Source organism: Micromonospora sp. DT4, assembly GCF_049841675.1.
GTDB lineage: Bacteria > Actinomycetota > Actinomycetes > Mycobacteriales > Micromonosporaceae > Micromonospora.
The window spans coordinates 1-17,804 of the sequence record NZ_JBNCKT010000109.1 but is presented as its reverse complement, the minus strand read 5'-3'; the positions used below and the strand labels follow the sequence as shown (position 1 = coordinate 17,804).

The window sequence follows — 17,804 nt, the reverse complement described above, 5'->3', positions numbered from 1 at the left end:
AAGCCGACGCGCGTCCCGCACCGTAACGCCCATACACCCCAAACGATCACAAACCATTTGGGTTACGGGTCAATAACCGACGTGGACGCCGCGTGTGTCGCCATGACCGGCGTCGTGGCGCCTCGCCCGCGCTGCGCCGATGGCTCTCTCTACGGAACATCTGATTCGCCTCCCTGACCGTCCGGACGCCCGAAGCCGTACGGCAGGTTGTCGAGCTGTCGCATGGCGCAGGGGCTGACGATCGAAGATCGTTGATGAGCAGACGTCATATGTTAAGCACCGCATAGATCGTCGGTCAACGCCTCGACTACTCTCAATTGCCGCCATTTGCGTCGATGGACTTGGGCGACTCAGCGGAAAGATTTGATGAATACCGTGCAGCCGGGGTGGTTCGGCGGCGGAACCTGATGGCCCCGCCGCCGAACCGGACCGTGGTGCCGCAGCCTCACGCTCCCTACCGTCGTGCTCCGAGGATGATCGCCGGACTCAGCTCCGGCTCCACCGCTGGTTGGCGGCGCCGTTGCAGTCCCAGATCTGGACGCGCGTGCCGTTGACGGTCCCATTGCTGACCACGTCGAGGCACCGGCCGGAACCGACTCCGGTGATCGAGCCGTCGGAGTTGAACCGCCACCGCTGGTTGGGCTGGCCGTTGCAGTCCCAGATGATCACCGAGCTGCCGTTCGCCGTGGCGGCGCCGTTGACGTCGAGACACTTGCCGCCGAACACCCGCAGCTCCTGCGCGGCCGTCGACGTCCAGCTCTGGTTGCTCTGACCGTGGCAGTCCCAGATGATCGCCGCCGCGCCGTTGGCCTGCGAGCCGCCGTTGACGTCCAGGCAGCGTCCGGAGGCCGTGTTGCGCACCGCCGACGTGCTGCTCGGCGGCGGCGTGGTCGGGTTGCCGGTGGGCGACACGGTCGGGGTCGGCGTCGGATCGGGGCTGCCGAACTGGGTGAAGAACCTCCACACCTCACCCTTGGTCCAGGTCCGCGCTCCGCTGTCCCCGCCGCCGTCCACCGGGCCGGGGGTGTGCCCGCCGTCGAAGGCGGCCCACACCACGGGATAGCCGGACCGGCAGCCGGAGTAGGTGGTGGTGATGTGGGTCAGGCTGCCCGCTCTCGGCTCGGGAGGGCTCTGTGCGGTGCACCCGTTGTTCCGTACGAACGTGTCGCGCAGGGACCGCCCGGCGGAGACGTTGAGCACCGGGTCCCCGATGCCGTGGATTCCCATGTACGCGATCGGCTGGGTGCCGCCGCCGCAACCGCTGAGCTGCCCGCCCGAGTAGACCGCGACGGCGCGGAAGACGCCGGCACGGGAACAGGCCAGCGAATAGCTCATGCCTCCGCCGTAGCTGAAGCCGAGCGCGAAGAGCTGCGTCGTGTCGACGCAGAGATCAGCCTCGATCAGGCTGATCATGTTGTCGACGAAGGTGACGTCCTGGCCGCCGGGGTTGGCCCAGCCGTTGCCGTTGCCCTGGGGGGCGACGAAGATGGTGCTGTTGTTCGCCTGCTGGCGAAGTCCGTAGTAGGACCAGGCCGCCCCGTCCGACCCGCCGCCGTCGACGTCGTTCATGGTGCCACCGTTCCAGTGGAACCCGAAGATCAACCGGTACTGGTGGTTCCGGTCGTAGTTGTCGGGGATCCTCAGGATGAAACTACGGTTCTGGCCGCTGCTCTGGATTGACCGTTGACCGCTGGTCAGCGTGGGTGCCTTGCCGCACCCTGCGGTTCCTGCGGCCGCTGCGACGTTCGCGGCCGACGCGGTGGTGCTCACGCCACCGGTCACTATCGCCGCACCCACGGTCGCGACGACGAGCGCCGCCGTCGCAAGAGAACCAAGGATGGGTCTACGTCCTGTCATGATGGGCTCCCGCCAATCGGCACGAAGTGAAACAGGTGAGGGGATCCACGGCGGCCACGACACGCCACCGCTCACCGCTACCGACGCGGCTCGGCGCGGACGAAACCCCGATGCGGTGCGCCCACGGCGACCGACCGGCTCGTCACCACGGGTTCTCCACCGCTGGTCTCGCTGCCCAAGCGGGACCAGAGGGTCATCGAATCGTCGGTGGCCCACGTCGTACGCCCGAACGCCACCCGGCCGACCGTCGGACGGTGCCTGAGCACTGGGTCCACGGCCGAATCGATTCGGCCCCGACGCTAGATCTGGCAGTGAAATATGTCAATGCCGTGTCGAGTGGGTTGCGGCGCGACGAGAGGGCCCGGCGCTACGGCGCTGCCCGTACCTCGCTGAGGCTCTTGGTGATGCGCAGCAGCACCCGGTCCGGTGGCCCGGCGACGAAGGTGGCCGTGTCGGAGAGCGCGGCGATCAGCGGCAGCCCACGGCCACCGATGGTGAGCGGCGCGGGGAGGTCGGCGTGGAGCTTGGCGGCGTCCGGCGTGCGGCCGCGGTTGCCGACCTCGAGCAGGCACACGTCGTCGTCGATAGTGATGGTGATGTCGACGGTGCTGTCGGGATCGGCGTGGATCACCGCGTTGGAGCATGCCTCGCTGACCAGCACGGCCAGGTTGGCGCGGATGTCGTCGGCGACGTCTGTCAGGCTCAGCAGGGTGGCGAGTATGTGCCGGGCGCGGGCCACCGTCGACGCCTGGCGGGGGAGTGACAGTGTCATGCCCACCCGCATCGTGTAGCTCCTTCCCAGGCCCGGGCGTCGCCAGCCCGGACCACCCTGTCATACCCAGGGGCGGCCGCTCTGATACCCGGTGCCACCGCGACGGGTTGGGACCCTATGAAAGGCGGTGGGTACCGGTTTCTGGCACGGTGGAGGCGAACACGGAACAGGCGCTGCGGAGCGGGCCGGCGTAGCGCACGTGAGGGGGACTGGTGGAATTCGCTTTGGCAACCCGGCGGGGGCGTGTCGGCACGGTGGTGGAGGTCGCCGGCGATCTGGACATGAGCACCACACCACGTCTGCGGGACGGGCTGCTCGAGGTGGTGGAGAGCGGTGTCCGGGTAATGGTGATCGACCTCACCGACGTCGGGTTCATGGATTCCAGCGGCCTGGGCGCGCTCGTGGTCGCCTACAAGGAGATGCGGGCGCGGGACGGCTGGCTCGGTCTGGCCGGAGTTCGTCCGCCGGTGCGCAAGGTGCTCTCGATCACGTCGGTGGATCGGGTCATCGAATCCTTCGACACCGTGCAGGACGCCGAGGAGGCATCCCCGACGGCGTCCTGAGCGTCGGTTCAGTCGGTGCTGGCGCGGGCGATGTCAGCGCCGGCGGCGCTGCGGCGCGGTCCGTGGCCGCCGTCGTACCAGTCGATGATGAGCAGGGTCGCGTCGTCGGCCAGCACCGGGCCGGCGGTCGCCAGCACCGCGTCGGACAGCGCCCGGACCGCCTCGCGGGGGTGCAGGTGAGCGATCTTGCGCAACGCCGCGACCAGGTCCAGGTCGGCGGCGCTGCGCTCCCGCACCCCGTCGGTGACGATCACGAGCCGGTCGCCGGGTAGCAGGGTGATTTCCCCGCTGCGGTACTGCTCCTCGGGGAACATTCCCAGCGGGAAGTTGCTGGGCAGTTCCACCGGTACGACCCGGTCGCCACGGACCAGCATCGGCGGGACGTGCCCGGCGTTGAGCAGTTCACAGCGACCGGTGCGCAGGTCCATCCGGCCGAGCACGGCGGTCACGTACGCGCCGGGCACGTTGGCGTTTTCCGCGATGGCCCGGCTGGCCTGGTCGGCCTGCGCGACGAGGCTCTCGCCGCGGCGGCGGGTGTTACGCAGGCTACCCACCCCGAGGGTGGCGGTCAGCGCGCTGGCCACGCCGTGACCCATCGCGTCGGTGACGCTGACGTGCAGCAGGTCTCGGGCCAGGCTGTAGTCGAAGGTGTCCCCGCCGACGCTGGCGGCCGGTTCCAGCCATCCGGACAGCGCGAAGGCACTGGCCTCGCAGGTGAACGCGGCGGGCAGCAGCCGGCGCTGGATCTCCGCGGAGAGGGTGAACGGGGTGCTGCGCTGACCCCACTCGAACAGGTCGGTGTGCCGGCGGTTGGCGATGACGACGAACGCCAGCGCGTGCGCGGTGCGGGCGACCTGCGCGATCATCGAGTCGTCCGGCTCGTGCGGAAGTTCGATCTCCAGCAGACCGACCACCTCGCCGCGTTCGGTGACCGGTGCCAGCACCGTCCACCGGCCGTCGCCGGGGAGCACCCGGGTGCTCTGCTGACGGAGGACCTGCTCGTAGGGGCCGCCGTCGAACGGCAGGACTTCGGCGGCCTCCTCTCCCTGGCGACGGCCCGGACCATCGGGGGTCGGTTGGTGGGTCAGCCGGACCAGCGCGCGGCCGCTGAGGTCGGCGATCAGCAGCGAGACACTGGACGCCCGCAGCGCCTCGGCGATGGTGCCGGTGACGGCCTCGACCGCGTCCACGGGCGCGGCGTCCTCGGCGGCCTGCAACACCCCGGTCAGCATTGCCTGCTCGCTCTCCTCCACCCGTCGAGCATAGGCACTCGCTGTCAGGCCGGCGTGTCCAGCGGGGGCGTCCGGTCGTGGCAGCCGGACGGCAGGTGCGGTTCGACCCGCGGGGCGTTCGTCGAGCAGCAGCGCGGCGACCGCCTCCGGGGCTTCGCGCTGCTGTGCTGGCTCGCGGTCTCCGCTCGGACCGAAAGTTCCGCGCATCTTGGCAGCGGCGCGCGCCTCCGCTACCTTCATGGGAACGCTCCCATGAACTTAAATACATCAATGTGATCAGGAGGAAACACGACGTGGCTATCCTCTCCCTCCGGCGCCGCAGATCCACGGCCATCAGCGTGGCTGCGGTCGCTGGTGCCACCGCCGCCGGCGTATGCCTCGCCGTCAGCGGCGCGTCCGCCGGCACGATCTCCGGATCGCTCTACCGCGACCCGAGTTCGGCCGTCGTCCGCTGGGTCGCCGCCAACCCCGGCGACTCACGTGCCGCCGTCATCCGCGACAAGATCGCAAGCCAGCCGCAGGCCCGCTGGTTCGCCAACTTCAACATCTCGACCGCGCAGTCCGAGGCCGCCTCGTACGTCGGCGCCGCCAATGCGGCCCAACAGATCCCGGTGCTCTCGGTCTACCAGATCACCAACCGGGACTGCGGCGGGGCCAGCGCCGGTGGGGCGCCAGACCTCAACCAGTACCAGACCTGGGTGTCCAACTTCTCCCGGGGACTGGGCAACCAGACGGTCATCATCATCCTGGAGACCGACTCGCTCGCACTGCTGACCTGCCTGAACAGCAACGAGATCAACGCCCGCAGCCAGGCGATCTCGACGGCCACCCGCACCATCAAGTCGGCCAACCCCAACGCCAAGGTGTACCTCGACGCCGGCCACTCCACCTGGAACAGCGCGGGTGAGACGGCCAACCGGCTCCGGGCGGCCGGCGTGCAGTACGCCGACGGCTTCTTCAGCAACGTGTCGAACTACAACTCGACCTCCAGCGAGGCGAACTTCGGCCGGGCGGTCATCTCCTCCCTCAACGGCATGGGCATCTCGGGCAAGCGTCAGGTGATCGACACCAGCCGCAACGGTGGTGCCAGCGGAGACTGGTGCGGCGACGACAACACCGACCGGCGCATCGGGATGTACCCGACGACGAACACCGGCGACAGTAACATCGACGCGTACCTCTGGGTTAAGCCTCCGGGCGAGGCGGACGGCTGCCGCTACACGGCGGGTTCGTTCCAGCCCGACCTGGCCTACAGCCTGGCCAACGGCGTGCCCAACCCCCCCACCACGGCCCCGCCGACGACCCCGCCGCCGACGTCGGCCCCGCCGACCACGCCGCCCCCCACGACGCCGCCGCCGACCACCCCGCCCCCGACGACGCCGCCCCCCACGACGCCGCCGCCGACCGGTAACGGCTGCGCCGCGTCCGTGGCACTCAACCAGTGGTCCGGCGGCTTCACCGCCAGCGTGACCGTCACCGCCGGCTCCGCGGACATCAACGGCTGGACCGTGACCGTCACGCTGCCCAGCGGCACCGCCGTCACCGGCATCTGGAACGCCCAGGCCAGCGGCACCAGCGGAACCGTCCGGTACACCAACGTGAGCTACAACGGCCGCGTCGGCGCCGGGCAGTCGACCAACTTCGGCTTCCAGGGCACCGGCACCGGTCCGGGCGCGACGGCCAGCTGCGCCGCCTCCTGACCCCAACCCGTGTCACGGCCCGGCGCGGAGGACCACCTCCGCGCCGGGCCAGCACCATCCCCGGGTACGGGCCGGACCGGCCAGCGTCGGAGTGACGGCTCGGCGACCATCACCCTACGGCGGCTCGCTCCGCAGAGACTCAAGCGTGAGCTGCGGATTGTCCGATCGGTTGCCGGTCGGGATCACGACCGGCGGTTCCGTTCGCTCTCCTTCTCCTACGGGACATCTCGTGGCCGGCGAGCAACGCTTTCGATCTGCGGCGCCAGAAGCGTTCGATACGCGGCCATTTGGTGTTCGATCTGCGGGCCAGGCGGCCGGGGCGGTTCGTGGAAGAAATCCACGGCTACGTCGCGTTGCTACGGATTGCGGCGAGTTCGGGGAAGGCGTCCTCCCAGCGTTGGCGGAGCTGGGGTGGCAGCCAGAGGGTGGGCCAGAGCCGCCGGAGAAGGTCGGCATCGAGCCAGGCGTTGAGGTCCTCGACCGTACTGGCTTCGGTGAGCACCATCCTGTACATGCTGGCCAGGCGCGCGGTCCGGTCAAGGTCGTACTCGGCGTGCCCGGACCAGTCGAGATGACGCGGAAGCGTCACCGTGCCTTCGGGCGGGCCGCGCAGCGCGGCGAGGGTTTCGGCCACCACGTAGGGCCTGCGGTCACCGTAGGGCCGGTAGTCCGACGGCGGCTGGGGTGGTGTCCTGCGCCGGCTGATGTTGGTCGCGCGCCGGACTTTCGGTCGTAGCGCCTGACGGATCGTCTCTCGGCTGTACCCGGTGACGCGCTGCAGATCCACCGGCGGTCAGCCGGCTCCGGTCGCGCGTAGGTCGGCGATGAGCCGGTCGAGCAGCCGCTCCTCCATCACCGCTCGGCCGGTCTGCCGCATCGACTCCCCGAGCGAATGGTCCCAGGGGGTTTCGGTGGGCGTACCGAGCAGTGCCGTGCCGGTGCGCGCCGCCGGCAGGTAGTCAGCCGCAGTCATCCGCCATGGGACCGCGCGCGGATACCGCTGGAGAGCCGCCGCCGTCAGTCGTACGCCGGTCCAGTCGAAGTCGTTGCGCCACCGGATCACCGCTCCCTGAGCGGCGCACAGCAGCGTGTGAACGGCGACGGACGGCACCCCTTCGGTGCAGATCAGCGGTGGGGCCTGGGTCCCGAGCGCGGTGGTGGCGGCGCGCAGCACGGCGGGGTTCTCGCAGACATAGACCTCGCCGCGCGCCAGGGCCAGCGGTGCCAGGCGCAGTTGGTGCAGGGTGACCCGCATCGGCACACCCGCCTGCGCGGCCTCCGTCAGCCACCGCCCGACCAGCCCGCCGGTGGCCGGTACGTTGAGCACCAGCACCTGGCTGGCGAGGTCGTCCGGGACCAGACCGACCGATTCCCACAACGCCCGTTCCTGCTCTCCGTCGACCGGGAGCGCCGCCTGCTGCCAGGCGGCGACGGCACGGAGGACGAGCCCGCGCAGCGGCCCCTCGGCGAGGGCCTTCGTGTCGTCCAGCACCCGGTCGGCGAAGACCGGAATCGGTTCGTCGGCCGCGGGCAGCGCGTCCAGGACGCGGACCACATCCTCGAACGGCAGTCCGGTGCGGACGATGCGGGTCAGGGTGCCGTCGCGGCGCAGGCCGTCGAGCCATTCGGCGTACCAGGCGGTGCCGGCGTGCAGGCCCTCGTTGGCCACGGCGAGGACGGCGTCGCGGGCCACCGCCTCGCGTGTGAGGTCGGACGGTCGGTCGCGCAGCGGGGCCGTCGTGGTGAGCACTTCGATCAGGCCGACTCCGTGCGCGGCGCGTAGGTGCTCGTCCACCGCGCTGAGTCGGATGCTGAGGCGTGCCGCTGCGGCAGAGCGGTGGGTGCCGGTGATGCCGATGATCACGAGACGTTCGTCGTCGGTGGGGGTGGAGAGCGCCACATTGGTGTCGAGCCGGCCACCGCTGCGTTCCAGGCTGCGCCGGGCGGCCGCCAGCAATCGCCGCCAGCCGGGCTGCTCGACGAGATCTGCCGGACCGCCCGGCCGATCCCGCCCGGCCGACATGAACGACGGATGTGCAGCGGACCGGTCCGACGGCCGTTCGCCGCGCCCATCGGTCATTCGTCTGTGCGGTCGAGCAGGACGCCGGCCCGCTCGGGTTCCCCGCGACCACCGGGGGCGCGGCGGGTCTCCGGGGAGCCGAGCGCACGGGCAAGGGTTCCGTCGAAGTCGGCGATGTTGGTCGAGCCGTCCCAGACCAGCAGCACGGTGGACACGGCGTGTTCCACCGCGGAGTGGGACAGGTCGTAGTGGGCGGCGCCGCTGACCGCCGGGTGGGTGGCCCAGAGGTCGTAGCCGGTCATGAACAGGTCCAGGTCGAACTGTTTCGCCAGCGCCATCAGCTCACCCCGGCCGGTATCGTCCACGCCGGCGAACGCCTCGTCGAGGCCGAGCAGCCGGGGTGCGTCGGGTCGCGCCGAGCCGAACAGCGCGTTCGCGGCGGCGAACAGTGGCAGGTGCAGGGAGACCGACTGTTCGCCGCCGGAGAGCTGGCTGTGTCGGGCCCGGGTCAGCGCCTCCGTGCCGCCGCCGGGCCGGTGCAGGGTGAACGCGAACGTCCGCCACTGCCGGTAGTCGAGGACGTCGCCGAGCAGTTCCCGGTAGGGCCGTTCGGGCGCGGCGGCCCGCGCTGTCTTGATCCGGGCCGCGAAGTGCCGGCGCATGGCCGTGAGTTGGGCCGGACCGAGTCGGGCCGGGTCGCGTTCGAGGAACTTGCACACGTCGCGTTGCTCGGCGTCGAGGTCGTCGGCGAGCCGCCAGCCGACACCGACGGTGAGCCCCGAAGACATGCGCCGGGCGCGCATCTGGCTGTCCATTGCCGCCACCAGGTCGCGGGCCTCGATGGTGCGGTGGTGGATCTGCCGGGCGAGTTGCCCGAGTAGGGCGTCCTCCAGCACCCGCTGCTCGGAGTCGGTCAGCAGTTGCTCCTGGTCGCGACGCTCGCGGGCGATCCGGTCGGCGAAGTGGGCGACCGGGGTGAGACCCTGCTCGTCGGCGACCCGGACCACGATCACCCCGTCGTCGGTGTCCCACTCGGGCCGGTGGTCGAGGCCGGCGGCGGGAAGCTGCGCCTGCAGGTCGGTCAGCGCGCTGGTGAGCCGGGTGGCGCTCTGCTTCAGCGACGTCTCGGTGGGGCTCAGTTCCCGGGTGGCCGCGAGAATCGCCTCGTGCAGGGCTGCGACCTGCGGATGCAGCTCGTCGTCCGGGGTCTGCGCCGGCCAGCGCAGGTCGGTGGGGCAGCGCAGCAGGCCCAGCAGGTCCGGCTGGGCGTACGGGCGCAACCGCTGGGCGTCGTGCTGCGCCTCGGCGACTGCGGCGACCAGGGCCTGCTCGCTCAGCTCCACCCGGGTCAGCGCGGCGACCCGCCGCTCCCGGGCGGCGCCGAGCGAGGTGCGAGCCTGCTCGACGTCCTGCTCCGCCTCGATGATCGCGTCGGCGGTCCGGGCCACGTCGGCCAGCACCCGTTCCGCGTCAGCGCCCACGCTGTCGCGCAACGTCCGGTACGCCTCCGCCTTCTCCAGGTGCCGCGCACGGGCGGTGCGTGCGGCCTCCGCCGCGGCGGTGAACCGGTCGACTGCCTCGTCGTGCCGCTGCCGGGCCTGGTCCTCCTGCTCGGCGGCGCGCGCGGCGGCGCTCCGGGCGCCCTCCAGGCGTACCCCTCGCTTCTCGAAGCGGCTCACCGCTTCGGCGGTGTCGTCGAGCCGGTCGACCGGCAGTGACCGCTCGGCCGCGCTGCGGCGCAGCGCGGCCGCGGCTGCCGCACGCTCGGCCAGGGCCTGGTCGAGGCGCGCGTCGGCGGCCGCGCTGGCCTCCTGCCGGGCGCGCAGCGTCGCGGCGGCCCGGTCCAGCTCGCGCAGCGCCGAGTGGACCGGCGCGGGGGCCGGGAGTTGCGCGTAGGCCGCGTCCACCGCCGCCAGCAGTGCCTCGACGGACGCGCGATCGCGGTCCACCGCGTCGAGGTCGGTGTCGATGGCGGCCAGCAGCCGCCTGCACTCGGTGACCCGGGCGGCGCGGCGGGTGGCCCGGGCGGTCGTGCCGATGTACTCGCAGGAGGTCTTGGCGAATCGGCCGGCGGCGATGCCGTGGGCATACCGGCCGTCCACGCCGATGGTGACCGGCGAGGCGTCGGTGGTCACGTCGGCCAGCGCCACCGAGGTGAGCACCTCGATGATCCGCACGGCGGGCACGTCGCCCTGTTCCTCGGGAGCCAGCACGTCGGCGAGGGTGGCCCCGGCGGGCCGCCGGTGCGGCGGCAGCGGCAGCAGGTACCCGTCGAGGTCGTCGCCGGCAAGCGCGGTCGTCGCCGTTTCGGGGTCGGGGTGCAGCCAGGCGTCCAGCAGCCCGGCCGCGTGCAGCGCCGCCTCGACGGCCGCCGCATCCGCGCCGGTCACCCCGTCGGCGAAACGGACCAGCCGCCACAGCGGTGCGCCGGGCCGACCGGCGCGTGGCGCCGCCCGGGTCACCGGGACGGGTGGCGCGTCGTCGTGCTCGGCGGCGATCCGGTCCCGTTCGGCGGCCACCTCGGCCCGCCGGTCGGCCAGCGCCGCGCGCTGCGCCGCCAGCGCCGCGAGCCGGTCCCGCCGCTGGGTCACCGCAGTGGCCGTGGCCTCGGCGTACACCTCGCGCAGGGTCCGCGCCCCCGGCTCGCCGGTGGTGTCCACGGCGGCAATCAGCCCGGCAGCCAGGTCCGGGCACGCGATGTCGGCCAGCAGCCCGGCGTTACCCTGCGCCCACTGCTCGAGCTGGGCGCGCAGCCGGGCGCGGGCCTGCGCGACGGAGTCCTCGGCGCGCCGCTCGGCCTGCTCGGCGTCCGCGGCGGCGGCCGTCGCGCCGGCCACGTCGGCGGCGGCCCGGGAGTGGTCCCGGTCGGCCTGGTCGTGCCGCGCCACCTGGGCGCGGACGGCCCGCACGTCGTCGCGGCGGGCAGCGGCCCGCGCGGTGATCCGGGCCGCCAGGTCGTCCGGGGCGGCGTCGTCGGTGCCCCAGGTGATTCCGGCAGCCTCCGCGTCGAGTACAAGATCGGCGGCGAGCCTCTCGGCCGCCGTCCGGGTGTCCCGAGCCGCGACCGTCGCCCGTTCCGATTCGGTACGCCGCCGCGCCACCGCGCTCTCCTCGGCGACCACGGTCTCGTCGGCCCGCCCGGCCGCCGCGGCCAGGTCGTGCACGTGCCGTTGCAGGTCGGCGAGTTGCTCGTGGGACTGGTAGGCCGCCGAGGCCTTCAGGCTGTCCAGGTGGGCGCGGAGGCGTCCGGGCTCGCCCTCGACGGCCTGTAGCCGCTCACCCGCCGCGAACTGCGTCTGCGCCGCCGTGTCGGCCGCGTGACGGGCGTCATCGAGTGCGGTCGACCGGGTGGTGACCGCGTCGCGGCGGGCGGTGAGGGCGTCGGCGGCGGCCCGCGCGTGGGTCCGCAGGTAGGTCGAGTACACCGTCAGGAACGCGACCGTGGCACCGTCCGCCGCCACCAGCCCTTCGAGGGTACGGGCGACCGCCTCCATGTCGTCGAACGAGCGGGCGGCCTCCACCAGCAGGTGATCCTCGACCGGGCGCAGCCCCCGTTGCAGCGTGCGGGACAGCTCGACCGGGTTGAGGTCCTTGGCCAGTTGCGGCTTGCGCAGGGTCAGCACCAGGTCCAGCAGTTGCTCGTAGCGGGCCGGGCCGAGGCCGAACAGCCGGGCGTCGACGAGCTGACGATAGTCCTCCGCCGAGTCCCGCACCGCGTCGGCGCCCAGCCGGTCGATCAGGTCGCGGCGGGTCAGCGGCCGGTCGTCGGCGTCCAGAAGGGAGAAGTCCACCCCGACCCGGCCGTCGACCACGAAGTGCCAACGGGTGACCCGGTCGACGTGCCGGTGCGCCCGCAACCCGATGCCGACGGTCACGTACTGCTCGCCGTCGCCGAACTCCATCCACACGTACGCGTGGGTGACCTCCTGCCCCCGGTAGAGCAGGTTCGACTTCATCGTCCGGTCCTCGCTGGCGAACGGATTGAGCCGGCGCGGTTCGATCCGCCCGTCGAGGACGAACGGGAACAGCACCTCCAGCGCCTTGGTCTTGCCGGATCCGTTGGGCCCGCGCAGCACCAGCCACCCGTCGACGAAGCTGAACTCCTCGTCCCGGTAGTCCCACAGGTTGATGATCCCGGCCCGGGTGGGGGCGAACCGGCGGACGGCGCGTTGCTCGATCACGATCGGCTCCCTCAGAACAGGGTTTCGGTGGTGGCGCGGGGCTTGACCGTGGCGACGGTGTGGCGGTATCGACCCACCAGTGGCCGGACGAGCACCCCGCCCGGCACGGCGGTGACCGCGCCGAAGCGTTCCAACAGCGCGACCGCCTCGACGCGCAGCCGGTCCGGGTCGGCGTGCCACTGGGCTCCGAACGCGCGGCCGTACCGCTGGAGAACATCCCCGACGGCGGCACGGAGAAAACTGTCGGTGATGAACGGCAACCGGCCGGCGCCGTCGGCCTCGTCGGGCCCGCTCTCGCCTTCGACAGTCCAGTGCTCGTCCGGGCCGGTGTCGTCGAGGCGTACCAGGGTGGCCGTGGGCAGGCCGGCGTCGATGAGACTCGCCAGCGCCTGCTGCCGGGCGTGCCCGTCGGGCGGGGTCAGCCGCTTGACCCGGCGGCCGTCGGGATCCGCCACCCGGTCGGCCATCTCCACCGCCAGCAGCACCGCGGCCTGCGCCACCGAGCCGGTGCCGGGGAACCGCTCCGCGGTGAACCCGGCGGTGTCCACCAGCAGCACGCCCTCGGCCCGCCGCTCGACCCGCAGCCCGGTTAGCCGGGCCAGGTCGACGGCGAGTGCGGAGCCGCGCAGATGGTTGGCGACCGCCGGTTCGACGTCGGCGTGGTAGACGACCGGGGACTCCACCACCGCCCGCCGGGCCGCCTGGGCCGTCTGCCGGCGCTCGGCGTTGCCGCTGCTGCTCATCGACCGGTCCAACAGCGCCGACACCGAATCCACGTGCTGCAGCACCCGGGTGGGCCGGAACAGCGCGAAAATCACGTCCCGCGCCACGTCGTACAGCGCCTCCCCGCCGCCCGGGTCACTGGCCCAGGCGGCACTGGAGCCGTCGGCCAGCCGCAGCACACCCCGCTCCTCCAGCCAGCCGACCGCGTCCACGAACGCCCGCCGGTCCGGGCCGTGGTCCGGATCCAACCCCAGGCCGGTGACCCGGTTCGCGTCGCCGGCCACCGAGTCGGCCAACTCGCTGAGGGTGATCTGGATCCCGGCGCGGCCCAACACCGCCAGGCACAACGACAGGTACGCGTAGCGCTGCCGGTCGAACGGCCGGCCGGTACGCGACACCGCCGGCTGTGTGCCGTCGAGCCGGTCCTTCGCCCGTACCAGCCGGGCCGTGGAACCGTGCAGCTCGAGCCGGTAACCGAACGCCTCGGCGAGATCCCGGCGCAGGGTGGCGGAGAACCGCCGTACCCGGGGCAGCGCCCGCTCGTCGGGCCACGTTGCCGTGATCAGCGGGTGGCGCAGGACCAGCCGGACCGCCCGCTGGTAGTCCGCCAACTCCAACTCCGGGACGTCGGCGGCGAACCGGTGCGTCGCCGACCGCAGCGCCCCCGCCTCCGCCGTCACGCCGGCACCAGCTCGGGACGGCGAACCGCGGTGTGCTGCGCAGCGGTGACCGTCAACGCGTACCCGTCCAGATGCAGCCGGCCCTCGGCGGTGTGCACCGTGGTGAACCGGCCCGGCATCGGGGTGAGGGCCAGCCGCACGCCGTGCGCGGCGGCCGCCAGCGGCACCCCGGCTCTGCCCCCCACCCGGGCGGCGAGTGCGATGTCGAGCAGGCGCAGCAGGACCTGGGTCTGCGAGCGGTCCAACTGGTGATGGTCCACGCCCTCGGCGGCCATCGCCGTCGCCGCGTCGGCCCACCGGCGCTCCCGGGCGAGCTGATCGCCGCGCAACCTGTGCCGGCGCTCGTCGACCCGCTCCAGCCGGGCCGGCCGTCCCCGGCCCTGCCCCGGTGCCCGGCCGGTGGTCACCAGGGTGCGGGACAGCTGCACCGCCGGTGCCTCCCACCACGACAGCCGGCTGGAGATCGCCTCCGGATCCGGGTGCGCCACGCCGACGTGGCGGGGAGCACCGAGGCCGAACACGGCGTCGAACAGGGCGTGCGCGGCCTCCTGGCTGCCCGTGCGGGTGAACCACGCGGCCAGGTGCCGCAACTGCGACTCCCGGCTGACCCCGCCGCGTCGCGCCTCGGTGACCCGGCGCAGCAGGGCCAGGACGTCACCGATCGCGGCGATGGTGGCGTCCGACAACCGGTCCGCCTCGCTGGGCTGCTCCGGGCCCGGCGGCGCCAACCAGGACCGCAGCCCCGCCCAGCGCCGCCGCCAGTCCTCCAGCCGCTGCACCGGGGTGTGGAACAGCCGCTCGTCGGCCTCGGCGGCGGCCTCGATCAGCCGGTCCAGGCCGGTGGCCTCGACCTCGTACACCGCCGCGCGCAGCCGGGGCGTGTACCGCTGCAACTCGTCGTGGAAGTCCCGCAGGTGAGCCAGCAGGGCGTCCTTGTGCGCGAGGAACACCTCCGGCCGCACGTCGTTGGTCCGCCCCAGGTCACCCAGCATGTGGTAGAACCGGGCCGCCCGCTCGGCGATGTCGGCCAGCGCCCGGTCCAGCCGGTTGAACTTGCGGTAGACCTCTTCGGCGTCCCCGGCCTCATTTGCCGCGGCGAGCGCGTTGAGGTCCGCCAGCAGGTCGGCGAAGACCAGCCGGGACAACGTCGAGTCGTCCATGCTCGCCGACAACACCGCCTCCACCGCCCGGTGCGCCCGGTACCCGGCCTCGGTGAACTGGTACACCGAGTGGCGGTTGCGATACTCCGCCAGCGTCGTGGCCCGCGAACCGTCCTGCCCTCGGTCGAGCACCCCCCACTCCACCAGGGCGTCCAGCAGCCGCGGCAGCTCCAGCCGTGCCGGATCCGGGCAGTCGGCGTCCGCCTCGTGCAACGCCGCCAGCGCCGCGGCCACGTCGGAGGTGTGCAGCACCACGTGGTAGCTGGACCGTGCCGAGTCGAACGCCCGCAGCAGCCACAGGTAGGCGAACCGGTTCTCCGCCGTCACGTAACCGAACAGCCGCATCCGGTCGTCCAGCCCGAAATCGTCCAGCCCGAACGTCGGTCGAGATGGCTGTGCCGTCATCATCTACCTCCCACCGGACGCGGACAGCGCACCACCCTACCCAAAAGAGCCACCACGGCGGCCGGGCGCGCAGGGGACCGGCGGCAGCCTGTCCTGTGATCGTGGTCGCAGCCCGAACGAAAAGCGGATCTACGGCAATCCGACCAGCGACTGCCGCCCTGCCGAGAAGTGGGGGCGATAGCCACGATCGTAGGCTGACCGCTGACCCAGGCCGGTCTCGGAGCGGCGGTCGGCGACCAGCCGTCGTGGGCCACGATGCCGTACGCCTGCCATGCGCGGTGGAGCGCTGATGCTCCGCAGGTCTCGCACATCGTGTCGGGATGCTGGCCGGTGACGGCGGCTGGCTTAGTGGTTCGAGCCGTAAGTCCTTCGGGGGTTATGCGGCCAGGGCGAGTGCGGCAGGCTGGTGGTGTGGTTGTTCCGCATGGTGCGGGCGGTTGGCGGCGAAGTCCGGATCGCGGATGAAGATCCAGGACTGGTGCTGCCAGGGTTTGAGCGTGTCGGCGGCCAGGATCCGGCGGATCGTCGACGGTGAGATCGCCGGCACGATGCCACGGACGGTGACCTCACCAGCCAGATCCGGGCAGCTCCACCGTGACAGTGGCACCGCGGCCTCGGCTGGTAGCTGACAGGCCAGGGCTTTGACCTCGGCGACCTGCACGGGGGTGAACCGGACCGGCCGCCCGGACCGGCGCCGGTCGCTGAGTCCGGGTAGGCCCTCGTCAGCGTAACGGCCGCGCCAGTGACGCACGGTGTCGACGTGCACACCCTGGCGGCCGGCGATTGTGGCGTGGGAGTAGCCGTGTGCGGCGTCGCGTACGATCCGGGCGCGGATGACCTGCTGGTAGCAGGCGGTGTGGGAGTAGGCCAGGGCTTTGATCCGGTTCCGTTCGGCGGCGGTCAGCGTGATCTGGCGTGCGCGGGGCACGGGGACGGGCGGCCCTTCAGGAGATGATCATGCGTCAAAGGGGGCCCGCCGAGACTGCCGTGCCATGCGCTGCCACCGGATAGCGACACGCCGCAGGGCAGGATATGACCCATGCCCGCCATTCCCGAGTCCACCAAGATCTCCCTGGCGCAGCGGCTGCGCGAGCACGCCAAGGCGAAATGGCCGCAGTTGGCCGCGGTGCACGTGCGCTATCACGGCCAGTTCGCGTACGTCACCGGTGAACTGACCGACGGGGACCAGGTACCACTGATGCGGCTGCGGTACGGCGGCTCCGCCCACCGCTGGGGCACCGCCATCTACGTGGCCAGCAGCGACAGCTACGAAAACCAGATCTGGTTCACCGGTAGCCCGGAAGAGGCTTTCGACTTCGTCTGCGACATCCACATCGCCCCGATCACACCCTGACCGTGCCCGCACACGAGCACCGCACCGTCAACCCCCGAAGGACTTACGGCTCGGACCACTTAGGGTTGCCGTGCTGGGCCCAGGCGATCTCGCGGGCATGGGCACGGGCGGCCCGCAGTTCGGCCAGCATCGTGGCGTCGAGCTGCGGTAACAGTCGCCACGCGGTCGGGTCGGACGTGATCGGCCCGAGCGGGGCCGCCTGATCACGCAGTACCGCCAGAGCGGCGATGGCCTCGCCCCCGTCAGCGAGCATCAGGGCGAGATCGACGGCGATCCGGCCCGGGGTGTGCCCGCGCTGCCGCAGTCCGGCCAATGCTTGGCTGAATGCGCTGGTCAAACCGGTCGCGTCAGCGATCGGCGAGCAGCCGGGCGCCGGCGTGACCGACCACGCCCCGCCCGTCTCCGGTCACCATGATCTTCGGACGTGTTGCGGTAGTCTTCACCCAGCAAGTGCCTTCCGTGACGGGTTAACAGGACTCTCGACAAGCCCTATTTTCCCTGATCAGAAGGCACTTCTGCGTTTCCGGCCAACTCCTTGGGCAGCCCTTAACGAAGGGCCGAGGTTAGTCCTCCGGGACACTGACAAAAGTCAGCGCGACGTTGTGCCCCCCAAATCCCACGGCCCCGGCGTTGTTCCGGCTTGAGGTGTTCTGTCCAGGTTGAGGACGGGGGTAGGGCTGTAGTTGTGGGACGAGCGCGACTTCTGATGATCTTTCGGGTGTCTACGCCAGAAGATCGAGTCAGGAGTCGCGCTCGTGTTGTCATCTTCCCCGATCAGCCCTGTTGTTGACCACCTGGCCGATCTGGCCCTGTGGGAAGCCGAACTCGCCGCGGACCCGGTCTGCGTGGATGCGGGGGCTGTTGATCCGTTGTCGGTGACGTCGTCGCTGCTCGACCGGTTGCGGCAGGTCCCCGATCCGCGGCGGCTGCGGGGCCGTCGGCATTCGTTGCTGGTGATTCTGGTGCTGACCGCGTGTGCGACGTTGGTGGTGGGTAACGACTCGGTGACCGCGATCCGGCAGTGGGCGGCGCGGACCCCGCAGGATGTCCTGCACCGTCTCGGGGCCCGCTACCACCCGTTGCGCGGCCGGTACACGGTTCCCAGCGAACGTACCTTCCGGCGGATCCTGGCCACCTTGGACGGCGACGCCCTCGAC

13 protein-coding genes and 1 pseudogene are annotated in these 17,804 nt (G+C 71.7%); 4 read left to right on the top strand and 10 right to left on the bottom strand.

The window, feature by feature from the left end; all coding sequences use genetic code 11:
* Positions 1-486: 486 nt before the first annotated feature.
* Positions 487-1,857 (bottom strand): lectin, encoded by a 1,371-nt coding sequence (locus tag ACLQ24_RS23860; protein WP_425893941.1) that lies wholly within the window; start codon positions 1,855-1,857, stop codon positions 487-489.
* Positions 1,858-2,224: 367 nt separating this feature from the next.
* On the bottom strand, positions 2,225-2,629 hold the full coding sequence (locus ACLQ24_RS23855) for an ATP-binding protein (protein WP_425893940.1): 405 nt from the start codon (positions 2,627-2,629) through the stop codon (positions 2,225-2,227).
* Positions 2,630-2,841: 212 nt separating this feature from the next.
* On the opposite strand from ACLQ24_RS23855, the gene ACLQ24_RS23850 reads away from it, so the two are divergent.
* Positions 2,842-3,192, top strand: coding sequence for an STAS domain-containing protein (locus tag ACLQ24_RS23850; protein WP_425893939.1), 351 nt, complete (start codon positions 2,842-2,844; stop codon positions 3,190-3,192).
* A gap of 8 nt (positions 3,193-3,200) precedes the next feature.
* Here ACLQ24_RS23850 and ACLQ24_RS23845 read toward each other — a convergent pair whose 3' ends face one another.
* Positions 3,201-4,664: a PP2C family protein-serine/threonine phosphatase gene (locus tag ACLQ24_RS23845; protein WP_425893937.1), complete on the bottom strand. Its 1,464-nt coding sequence runs from the start codon at positions 4,662-4,664 to the stop codon at positions 3,201-3,203.
* 98 nt (positions 4,665-4,762) lie between these two features.
* On the opposite strand from ACLQ24_RS23845, the gene ACLQ24_RS23840 reads away from it, so the two are divergent.
* Entirely contained in the window at positions 4,763-6,124 is a 1,362-nt protein-coding gene (locus tag ACLQ24_RS23840) for a glycoside hydrolase family 6 protein (protein ID WP_425893935.1), read from the top strand.
* A 343-nt stretch (positions 6,125-6,467) separates the two neighbouring features.
* Here ACLQ24_RS23840 and ACLQ24_RS23835 read toward each other — a convergent pair whose 3' ends face one another.
* The 6 genes from ACLQ24_RS23835 to ACLQ24_RS23810 form a co-directional block, all read right to left on the bottom strand.
* Entirely contained in the window at positions 6,468-6,911 is a 444-nt protein-coding gene (locus ACLQ24_RS23835; RefSeq protein WP_425893934.1) for a hypothetical protein, read from the bottom strand.
* Between the two features lie 6 nt (positions 6,912-6,917).
* Positions 6,918-8,147: a TIGR02679 family protein gene (locus ACLQ24_RS23830; protein ID WP_425893933.1), complete on the bottom strand. Its 1,230-nt coding sequence runs from the start codon at positions 8,145-8,147 to the stop codon at positions 6,918-6,920.
* Positions 8,148-8,200: 53 nt separating this feature from the next.
* Positions 8,201-12,325, bottom strand: a complete 4,125-nt coding sequence (locus ACLQ24_RS23825) for a TIGR02680 family protein (RefSeq protein ID WP_425893932.1) — start codon at positions 12,323-12,325, stop codon at positions 8,201-8,203.
* Positions 12,326-12,336: 11 nt separating this feature from the next.
* The gene (locus ACLQ24_RS23820) at positions 12,337-13,728 is read right to left on the bottom strand and encodes a TIGR02678 family protein (protein WP_425893931.1); all 1,392 of its coding nucleotides are present in this window, start codon (positions 13,726-13,728) and stop codon (positions 12,337-12,339) included.
* Positions 13,725-15,293 carry a TIGR02677 family protein gene (locus ACLQ24_RS23815; RefSeq protein ID WP_425893930.1) on the bottom strand — a complete coding sequence of 523 codons (1,569 nt, stop codon included), beginning with the start codon at positions 15,291-15,293 and terminating at the stop codon, positions 13,725-13,727. The genes ACLQ24_RS23820 and ACLQ24_RS23815 overlap by 4 nt, the downstream gene beginning before the upstream one ends.
* 376 nt (positions 15,294-15,669) lie before the next feature.
* Positions 15,670-16,221, bottom strand: coding sequence for a helix-turn-helix domain-containing protein (locus ACLQ24_RS23810; RefSeq protein ID WP_425893929.1), 552 nt, complete (start codon positions 16,219-16,221; stop codon positions 15,670-15,672).
* A 111-nt stretch (positions 16,222-16,332) separates the two neighbouring features.
* Between ACLQ24_RS23810 and ACLQ24_RS23805 the strand changes: the two genes are divergently transcribed.
* The gene (locus tag ACLQ24_RS23805) at positions 16,333-16,647 is read left to right on the top strand and encodes a hypothetical protein (RefSeq protein ID WP_425893928.1); all 315 of its coding nucleotides are present in this window, start codon (positions 16,333-16,335) and stop codon (positions 16,645-16,647) included.
* Positions 16,648-16,717: 70 nt separating this feature from the next.
* Here the strand turns inward: ACLQ24_RS23805 and ACLQ24_RS23800 are convergent.
* Positions 16,718-17,060 (bottom strand): annotated as a pseudogene (locus ACLQ24_RS23800) (IS1380 family transposase); the annotation flags it as partial.
* Between the two features lie 342 nt (positions 17,061-17,402).
* On the opposite strand from ACLQ24_RS23800, the gene ACLQ24_RS23795 reads away from it, so the two are divergent.
* Positions 17,403-17,804, top strand: a 402-nt coding sequence (locus ACLQ24_RS23795) for a transposase family protein (protein ID WP_425893927.1), incomplete at its 3' end; no start/stop codon positions are given.

Coding starts and splice junctions, on each gene's coding strand:
- ACLQ24_RS23815 (WP_425893930.1), bottom strand. CDS start 15,293: ATGACGGCACAGCCATCTCGACCGACGTTCGGGCTGGACGATTTCGGG.
- ACLQ24_RS23830 (WP_425893933.1), bottom strand. CDS start 8,147: ATGTCGGCCGGGCGGGATCGGCCGGGCGGTCCGGCAGATCTCGTCGAG.
- ACLQ24_RS23845 (WP_425893937.1), bottom strand. CDS start 4,664: ATGAAGGTAGCGGAGGCGCGCGCCGCTGCCAAGATGCGCGGAACTTTC.
- ACLQ24_RS23860 (WP_425893941.1), bottom strand. CDS start 1,857: ATGACAGGACGTAGACCCATCCTTGGTTCTCTTGCGACGGCGGCGCTC.
- ACLQ24_RS23805 (WP_425893928.1), top strand. CDS start 16,333: ATGCCCGCCATTCCCGAGTCCACCAAGATCTCCCTGGCGCAGCGGCTG.
- ACLQ24_RS23855 (WP_425893940.1), bottom strand. CDS start 2,629: ATGACACTGTCACTCCCCCGCCAGGCGTCGACGGTGGCCCGCGCCCGG.